A 1408-nucleotide genomic window follows, 5' to 3' on the forward strand; every position below is an offset into this window, starting at 1 on the left:
AAAGTAAACTGGATGGCTTTCTTGCCGCCAAGGATCTGATGGCGCAGGGGATCAAGATCTGATCAAGAGACAGGTTTAAGGCGCTAATGCATCAGCATTTGCCGAAATGGTCAGAGTATCGGCGAACGCTGAATCGTTCGCCGTTGGCGTTTGATAAGTGGGGGTATTAGATTCAAACGTCAGTTAATTCGAGCGAGGATGTACCATATCAAACTAACTAAAAGATTTCCCACTTTTCCCAGTGTCAAAATCAGTTTTAGCTCTTACCTTGTTGCAACCTTTCAAACTTCGCATGCACCCGGTTTGGGAAAAGGTCGGTGTAGATTTGCCATAGGATGTTGATATTCCTGTGGCCTGTGACCTGGGCGACTTCGTCAATGACAAAACCGGCTTCGAATAAACGGCAGGCGCCTTCGCGGCGCAGGTCGTGCCAGCGTAAATCTTCAATGCCAAGCTCTTTTCTGACCCGCTGAAAACCTGCGGTAACGCTTTTGCCGTTGTAGGGAAAGATCAGCTCATCTGTTTTAGGCTGGCGTTGTAAGATCTCCCAGGCTTCGCCCAATAACGGCACCAACATATGGTTACCGGCTTTTTTCCTTGGGTCTTTGCGGTCTTCTACCATCACGGCTTTGTTTTTTTCATCAACGCCAGACCATTTGATTTTGCACACTTCGCTGATCCGCATACAGCTTAAAATGGCAAAGTTGAGTATTTCGGTGAAAGGGATTTTGGCCGTGACATGCTCCTGGCGTTTTTCTAAACCCTTGATGATGCGCTCTAACTCGTCGCTCACTGGCCGTCTGGTGCGTTTTTGTGCCTTACCTACCAGTTTTAGATCATTGAGGATCTTACGGCCTTCGGTAATCAGTTTGTTGTCGACAGCAATATTAAACACCGGCTTGGCTGCAGCAAACACAGAACTCAGGTAGCTAATATCATGTGCAATAGTGGCCGCTGAAGCTCCGGCTTTGCGTCTGGCCTGGCAATGGTCGACCAAATCTTTGATAGTCAGCTCATCGGCCTGAATCGCGGCCAGATCACAGTCTGCCACTAAGTTCAGGCAATAGGCTTTGGTGCGGCCTATGGTTGGGGCTATTGCTGAGTGGTTGCGGTACATCGCAATCAACTCACGGATCGTTGGCACCGGCTCCACTGCGCCAGGGATGCCATCACGCTCGATCATGGTTACCATCTGCATGCCCCAGCTCTTCGCGTCTGACTGTCTGCCAAAGGTGCGCGATTCGCGGTATACTACCGCCTCGCCTTTATGTTCCCGGACGGTACAGCGATAGCGTAATTCGCCTTTGCTGGTTTTGCGTTTTTCAATGGTATCGCGAATTCAGATAATAACTGCAACACCCATGGTGCATAGGAGAGAAGAGGCCAACTGCCGGTTCTGGTACGCTTC

General features: G+C 49.7%; 1 protein-coding gene. It reads right to left on the reverse strand.

Translation table 11 applies throughout. The features are described from left to right. Positions 1-256: 256 nt before the first annotated feature. A complete protein-coding gene (locus tag OKC27_RS22660) occupies positions 257-1198 on the reverse strand; it encodes a tyrosine-type recombinase/integrase (RefSeq protein ID WP_270806747.1) in 942 nt (313 codons plus the stop codon). Positions 1199-1408 lie beyond the last annotated feature (210 nt).

Source organism: Aeromonas sp. QDB62 (assembly GCF_027705695.1).
GTDB lineage: Bacteria > Pseudomonadota > Gammaproteobacteria > Enterobacterales > Aeromonadaceae > Aeromonas > Aeromonas allosaccharophila.

What these genes read in the sequence shown, in the direction of transcription:
- OKC27_RS22660 (WP_270806747.1), bottom strand. Translation starts at nt 1,198, where the DNA reads ATGCAGATGGTAACCATGATCGAGCGTGATGGCATCCCTGGCGCAGTG.